Annotated in this window: 9 protein-coding genes and 1 pseudogene; 4 read left to right on the forward strand and 6 right to left on the reverse strand. The window is 32.5% G+C overall.

Features of this window, described 5'->3' with window-relative positions:
- A partial coding sequence (locus BR02_RS0112605; protein WP_169738598.1) for an ATP-binding protein occupies positions 1-250 on the forward strand: 250 nt, incomplete at its 5' end.
- Between the two features lie 67 nt (positions 251-317).
- Here BR02_RS0112605 and BR02_RS0112610 read toward each other — a convergent pair.
- The 4 genes from BR02_RS0112610 to BR02_RS0112625 form a co-directional block, all read right to left on the reverse strand.
- Positions 318-605, reverse strand: coding sequence for a hypothetical protein (locus tag BR02_RS0112610; protein WP_031517639.1), 288 nt, complete (start codon positions 603-605; stop codon positions 318-320).
- Between the two features lie 142 nt (positions 606-747).
- Entirely contained in the window at positions 748-954 is a 207-nt protein-coding gene (locus BR02_RS0112615) for a hypothetical protein (RefSeq protein ID WP_031517641.1), read from the reverse strand.
- A 93-nt stretch (positions 955-1,047) separates the two neighbouring features.
- Positions 1,048-1,485, reverse strand: coding sequence for a hypothetical protein (locus BR02_RS0112620; RefSeq protein WP_031517644.1), 438 nt, complete (start codon positions 1,483-1,485; stop codon positions 1,048-1,050).
- Between the two features lie 142 nt (positions 1,486-1,627).
- Positions 1,628-2,503 (reverse strand): helix-turn-helix domain-containing protein, encoded by an 876-nt coding sequence (locus BR02_RS0112625; RefSeq protein WP_031517646.1) that lies wholly within the window; start codon positions 2,501-2,503, stop codon positions 1,628-1,630.
- A 494-nt stretch (positions 2,504-2,997) separates the two neighbouring features.
- Here BR02_RS0112625 and BR02_RS0112630 point away from each other — a divergent pair, with 494 nt between their 5' ends.
- The gene (locus BR02_RS0112630; protein ID WP_031517648.1) at positions 2,998-3,450 is read left to right on the forward strand and encodes a hypothetical protein; all 453 of its coding nucleotides are present in this window, start codon (positions 2,998-3,000) and stop codon (positions 3,448-3,450) included.
- A 27-nt stretch (positions 3,451-3,477) separates the two neighbouring features.
- Positions 3,478-4,017: a hypothetical protein gene (locus BR02_RS0112635; protein ID WP_031517650.1), complete on the forward strand. Its 540-nt coding sequence runs from the start codon at positions 3,478-3,480 to the stop codon at positions 4,015-4,017.
- Between the two features lie 45 nt (positions 4,018-4,062).
- Here the strand turns inward: BR02_RS0112635 and BR02_RS0112640 are convergent, their stop codons facing one another.
- On the reverse strand, positions 4,063-5,340 hold the full coding sequence (locus BR02_RS0112640; protein WP_051688315.1) for a TnsD family Tn7-like transposition protein: 1,278 nt from the start codon (positions 5,338-5,340) through the stop codon (positions 4,063-4,065).
- A complete protein-coding gene (locus BR02_RS0112645; protein ID WP_051688316.1) occupies positions 5,337-6,191 on the reverse strand; it encodes an ATP-binding protein in 855 nt (284 codons plus the stop codon). The genes BR02_RS0112640 and BR02_RS0112645 overlap by 4 nt, the downstream gene beginning before the upstream one ends.
- A 118-nt stretch (positions 6,192-6,309) precedes the next feature.
- On the opposite strand from BR02_RS0112645, the pseudogene BR02_RS15520 reads away from it, so the two are divergent.
- Positions 6,310-6,490: pseudogene (locus BR02_RS15520) on the forward strand (DUF6431 domain-containing protein); the annotation flags it as partial.

Below are 6,490 nucleotides of genomic sequence, written 5' to 3' on the forward strand. Positions count from 1 at the left end.
TCCCTTTGATAAATTATCATCACAGTTACTATTTAACGTCATATCAAACAGTTACGAGCAGCAAAGCGTTATTATAACATCAAATCTTGAGTTCGGCCGCTGGAATGATATCTTCCGGGATGACCGGCTAACAGCTGCTCTAATTGATAGATTAGTCCATCACGCCCACATATTAGGCTTTACCGGTCCCAGCTATCGCTATCGGGAGGCTATCTTGGCTAGGGGTAATGGGGAAATGATCGATAGTTAGCAGGCAGAATCATTAATTAACTAAATACGGATGCTATGCACATCTTAACTGCCAAACTATGAATTTTCTACTTGCCAAACACACTTTCACAAGTATCTAACACATTATCCAGCGAATCATTTTCAATATCAACAACAAATATTTGTTGGCTTATCCAGTTCTTAATACTTCTCTGCCCATCCTTAAAAACTGATGGTGAATAAGTTTTTCCATTTGGTACTATTATGCTACTGGCAAAAGCCTTTACAGACAATTCTTTGACATGATATCCAATTCGTGCTGCTATTTTTGAAACTTCTTCTTCTGTCGGCTTCTCAATTAACTTTTGAGTGTCTAAACATAATTTTAACATCATTTTCATGCCTCCTTTGTTATTAAACAAAGGGGCATGCTGTGTTTAAGTATTTTCGTATGTGTTTTAAACGTGCTTTATTAGGATTCTATTTTTATATTATATTAAGTCTTTTTAGTGATTTTATTGTTGCCCCTGATTTTATTTATTCATAAGGTTCAAATCCTTTAGTTTCATATCCATAAGGATTGCAGTATTTGATACGTCTTCTCATCTTTCTTGAGGGAATCATTTCTCCTGTATATGGATTAATAAATCCCATTTCTTCTCCCGTATAGGGATTTATTTCGATATAGTCATCTCTAAAATAGACATCCATACATGGCTCTTTACGGCCATTTTTTCTTGTCATTTAAGTCACCTCCCTTCTTATATTGGGGAGGGCTTTTTATAACCATTTGCCCTCCGACTTACATATTCCCTTCTCGCAAATCTCCACCATCTGCTATATTTGTTGATTTGCATATAGGAGATTCGCATATTTTTCAGAAAATCTTTTTTTAATTGTGTCATATCGAATATAAAATAGAAAAGTGTGGATAAACCACTTCTCTGCTTCATCTAACTTGGATATCTCAATTTCAAATAATTCCTTTGTTTTGTTAATAGCATTAGTCAATATTTTCCTTTCATCTCTTTTAAACTTCTCTAATGCTTCTTCTGATATCAGATTAGAATGTTTGTTTATAAAAAATTCTACTAGACTCATTAAGTCTAAAAAGTTTTCTGTTCTTATCATGGTTGATCCAACTTCTTGTATGTGTATTTCTGCAACATACTCAAAGTGAAAACCTTTTATAGTTGTCTCATCAATATAAATTGGCATTACAAAATTATTTGCATACGTTCTCTCAAGAATCGTTCCATCAAATGAATAACACATATTTCTTCTCTCCTTTCTTAAAAAACAAAAATACTAACAGGAAATAAAGCCAAAGATTAAATATCCTTTGACTAGGTTTGCTCTGTTAGTATGCTTTGATTTTTTGTATTCAGTTTTTTCTTATAAACAATTTTTAACCTAATTATCCTGCTTTAAATTCAAATAAAACTTTGCCAATAATCCTTATGCTTTTAGTATCAGTTAGAACAATAGGTGTATCATCTTCTTCCCTTGAAACTGCATTCATAATATCAGTTAAGACCATGGTTTTTTCCTGATAATTATATTTACCGACGTATATTGCATCACCCCTTTCAAAAAGTATTTTATCTTTATCTTTGTATTGTCCAAGATTAACAAGGTAGCAGTACTCCTTATCATCAGGTTTAAACCACACCACTTCACTATCTGGTTCTATTTCTTCCTTTAAAAGGCTAAAATCAAATCCCATATCCCTACCTGTTATTGGTCCGCTATTTAGTGCAGTATATAAAGGCAACTTCCTGAACTTACTTCTCACATATTCCCCAGTGGCTAGCCTAAGGTTCCTTATTTTTTTAAATCCGTAATAGGAATCCTCGGTATAGGGGGTTGCATAATCTGGATAGATAAAGTTCTCCCCTAATGCATCTTTTACGTTATTTAGTAGTTCGTCAGTTAAGTTATCTCCCAAATTCTCCTTATTGGTCTCAAGGAAGTTAATAAAAGCATTAACCTTTTCCTCTTTCATATCATTTACTTTTAGTAACTCTCCTAAGTATTCCTTAAGAGTATTGCAGGCAATTATATGTTTTAGATCCGCTTCATCAAGAATCCCTATCTGGAAGAGCAAAAAGGAATAGTTAATATCTAGTATTTTGGCTATGACTTTTAAGTCCTCGTAATCCGGAATAATGTTGTTTTTAAGCATCTTGCTGATATAAGATGGTGATTTATTTAGTGCATCTGCTAAATCAACTGCCTTTATATTTTTTTTGGCCATTTCCATTCTAATAAATTCACTTAAATTAAAACTCATTATCTATCACCTCCTTGAGTATATATTACAATATAATTTACCGATTGTCAACTATTATTATTATCATTTTGTAAATTATTTTACTTTTATTCATTTTTATTGTTGACATTTAATAAAACTTGCTTTATAATTAACTTATAGTAAAATTATTCTCTTTATTTTTGCATTATAATTGACTTTTAGTAAATTAAGTAGCGTAAGGGGGTGTCTACCGAAAATATAATTTAAAAGTAAAGGAGGTTGATAGATATCCAAGATAATGTTTTATAAAAGGTAAAAAAACAGGCCAAGAGAAATCCTCAAATTCCTCTTGGCCCATTAAAATCGTCCAATTACATTATATCAAACAATAACAATAAATCTACCTATTTTATTAGCAGAAAAATTACAAACTTAATTTTAATAATTCAAACGTTAGTATATCACGTGTTTTTTGAAATAAGCACAAAAATAAGAGATTTCTTTGGAAATGTTTAATAGGAGGTGTTATGACTATGATTAACTCTGATTTAAATGAAAAAGTAAAATGTTGTTTAACTGATTTCCATAATGGAAATGGACCTGAATATTTCCCTAGTCTGATGGAAGATTATGTATTGACATATCACAAGTTACTATATAGAACCATTACAAAACTTGATAATTATTTTGATTCAAACGAACTTTACTGCTTATTTGATATATTTAATGCAATCAAATATTCGCCAAAGATATCAGCAAATAGATTTCTACTTTTAGAAACAACTGATGTATTAGAAAATGAGCAATGGATGATTGAAAAATGGAAAGTTGACAATAAGGTTCTTATAGACAAAATCAATAAATTATCTGAGTTTCAGGCTTTCGCAATGATTATGATTATCTACAAATTTTGGAGAGATACAGATCGATACAAAGATGATTTATCCCTTTTGTTTAAGGATGATACTGAAAAAACTCTTATTTAAAAAATATTATGAAAGGAATGATTATTTATGGCAAACCTTACATTACCAACAAAATTATTGTATGAACAGATGAAAACTGGTCAGATGTTATCAATAAGAATTTATAGTCCGCAACTGAAGAAACATCAAACTGCTTTTGTAATAAAAGATTTTGCAAAAAATATAAAGTATATTCTAAATAACACTAACACTGCAAGCGCACGATGTTGCGTAAATGTTTCCGGAAATGCTGCTTCATTAATTTATTTAATAGGTTTTGGTGAGCATAACAACCCCCTCTATAACTATTGGTTTAACTATCATTCAAAGTCAATAAACACACACGAATTAGAAGATCTTTCATATCAAGACACTGTAGATTATTTATTAGTTGATCACAAAAATAAATTGAGAGAGGTATTAAGAATTAAGAATATTTTAGTTGATGCTGCTCCAATATATGTTAATCTTGCAAAAGAGATGTATTGGACCCCTTCCGAATTCAAACAACTACAAAATAATATAATGAGAGACTTTAAAACTTATAGAGAAATCTGGAACTCCATCCCAGTGAATATGAGTGCATAATCTTTAATTTCAAGTATATTAACATCCTTCAACCCTGTTGTCCACCTAGGGTGGAGGATGTTTATTATTTTCACTTCTTCTTAAGAAATCATAAACAGTTGTATGGCTTGTCCCCATTAATTTTGCAACCGTTGACACGCTGTTATACTTTAATAGCCGTATTAATTCCTCTCTCCAATAATCCCCGAAATCCACAATCCGAGAATATCTATACTTGTCTTCTTTTTTCGTATCAGGTCCACGTCTCAAATATGAAAAACCACAATTTGGACAGGTAAAATATCCTATTGGACTCTTGGTTTTATAATTATTTTTTATTTCTACATTCTCAATGACCTGTTTCTTATATTGTTTGCAAACAGGATTTAGACAAGGATACGGCCCTTTCCCAAAAGGTAGGTACTCTACATTTTCATTAAATAACACTTCTGGTGATAGACCTAAAAATCTCATAAATAATATATGTTTTAATGGATCTTCGATAGTTGCTTTGTTCCATCCCATTTTTAAAAGCCAATTACTGTTATTAGTCTTCCTAATTGTATTATGAGTCATCTGAAGTATCTCACTGCCCCAAAAGGCTTCAAAATCAGCAATAAGTTTTTTCTGCCTTAGACTGCCATTCACTGTTGCATACTCCAATATCTTCAACTGATTTAAATACTGTTCCTTAATATTAGTATTAATAACAGGGTTATTTAATACCCAGCACATATCATCTGCAATAATCAGTAATTTTTCATAGGTTCTTTGCTCATACACAACCTCATTTTCAACAATGCAGTTTTTCTCCCTTGCTGCTACATATTTATATTTATTGTCCTCAAGTGATACACTGCTATTATAAATAGGTATTTTATGGTGAGGACAAATATAGATGCCTCTTATCTGATGAACCCTATGCCAATATAATTCGCCATATCTATCCATATCTTCTTTATTGCACTTTGGACAAAATCTAAGAAATTTATTTTCAGCCAGTGGGTTTATTATGCCTGTTATTTTGTTGTATATTTCAACATCCCCATGCAACATATACTGTCTTATTATTCTCCTGTTCTCAGGACTTAAAAAGACCGTATAATAGGGAAATAGGGTATGTTCGAATATTAGCCTATCTACATCAAAAGGACTGTTTAAGGGCATATTGTGGACCAAATTTGCCAATAATGTTGGGAATTCCAGGCTACAAACTATACGCTTTACATTAAACAGATCCCTCGCAGTTTCACTTCCATTGAAATTTGGACTTTTAACATGATATCTAGCAAAAACACTATATAATATTTCATCTGGGTACGGTGTAGGGAAAAAAGTCATCATATAACTTCAAATCCTTTAATTAACCCATGATTTTTCAATATATCATAAGCAGTTAGGCCTGCCTCCTTATTCTGCACCATAACTCTAATATCATTTTCTGCACTTGGAGGCATCTTCTTTGTTCTAACTTTCACTGGCTTTTCATTATTTTCTACTGTAGGTGGCTTGGAAGTGGTAGGTATTACAAACCTATTCCGATTAGGCAACTCATAATTTAAATCAATATTGCCAGTATATATGTCAGGATATTTTACTATTTCCATTACATTACCTGTCCTTAATGCATTTAACATTGGCTTTACCAGCCTTAAACTTTCGTCAGCCACTTGTTTAATTAATTCAGGTGTTATTGTCTCAATCCCGCTTGAAATTGCCTTTGTTTGAGCAAGAGCATAAAGTTTCACTGTTATATCAATTATTCCTTGGGATTGATCATATAGGGTATCTATTAATTCATCAGTCAGAGCATTAGGCCTTTTCGTCCATTGATAGCCCCATATTGCACTTACAAGTAGTTTGAAGTTAATATCATTATCTAACCTTTCAAATACCAAATCTCCTTGCCCTGAACCCCTCCTTGCCTGGCGGAACTTCCCTTGCAATACCCCCATAGCCTCAGGAGTTCCTATTAATAATACTGGTAAGCCAATAGTGTTGACCAGAGTAACAAAAAAATTCAGCATCCTGTCGGCTCCTCCAGACTTGGACTTGCTAAGGTTTTGTATCTCATCAATTACTAATAACCCTAATGAAATACTTTTAGCAATATTACTCATGGCAACGAGCATATTATCTACTGAAAGTTTACCGCTGCCAAATCGTGAATAATAGTCTGTCTCTAATACTGTCACTTGCCTCTTTATCCTCTTCCTAACCTGAAGAGTTTTTTCAAATTAACCCGGTTAGACAATGTTTCCTATACCCCGACATTTTGCTATAATTTTTGCAAAATGCTTCGGGGTGATTTTTGTGGTCGTTTATCATGACTTTAAAATCGATTTAGAAGAATATGCCCGTTTGGGAAAGGAAAACAATTTTCCTTCTTTTGATAGATGTCCCTGTTGTAAGGGCATGGTTCGCCTTTATCGTCATGGCTACTACTGGCGAAATGCGGTTGATGGTGAAAAAGCGGAGTACAGCATTCCCATCT

Origin of the sequence: Desulfofalx alkaliphila DSM 12257 (genome assembly GCF_000711975.1) — a bacterium.
GTDB classification, from domain to species: Bacteria; Bacillota; Desulfotomaculia; order Desulfotomaculales; family Desulfohalotomaculaceae; genus Desulfofalx; species Desulfofalx alkaliphila.

Excerpts from the sequence above, each read along its gene's own strand:
- BR02_RS0112610 (WP_031517639.1), bottom strand. The coding sequence starts at position 605 with ATGATGTTAAAATTATGTTTAGACACTCAAAAGTTAATTGAGAAGCCG.
- BR02_RS0112615 (WP_031517641.1), bottom strand. The coding sequence starts at position 954 with ATGACAAGAAAAAATGGCCGTAAAGAGCCATGTATGGATGTCTATTTT.
- BR02_RS0112620 (WP_031517644.1), bottom strand. The coding sequence starts at position 1,485 with ATGTGTTATTCATTTGATGGAACGATTCTTGAGAGAACGTATGCAAAT.
- BR02_RS0112625 (WP_031517646.1), bottom strand. The coding sequence starts at position 2,503 with ATGAGTTTTAATTTAAGTGAATTTATTAGAATGGAAATGGCCAAAAAA.
- BR02_RS0112630 (WP_031517648.1), top strand. The coding sequence starts at position 2,998 with ATGATTAACTCTGATTTAAATGAAAAAGTAAAATGTTGTTTAACTGAT.
- BR02_RS0112635 (WP_031517650.1), top strand. The coding sequence starts at position 3,478 with ATGGCAAACCTTACATTACCAACAAAATTATTGTATGAACAGATGAAA.
- BR02_RS0112640 (WP_051688315.1), bottom strand. The coding sequence starts at position 5,340 with ATGATGACTTTTTTCCCTACACCGTACCCAGATGAAATATTATATAGT.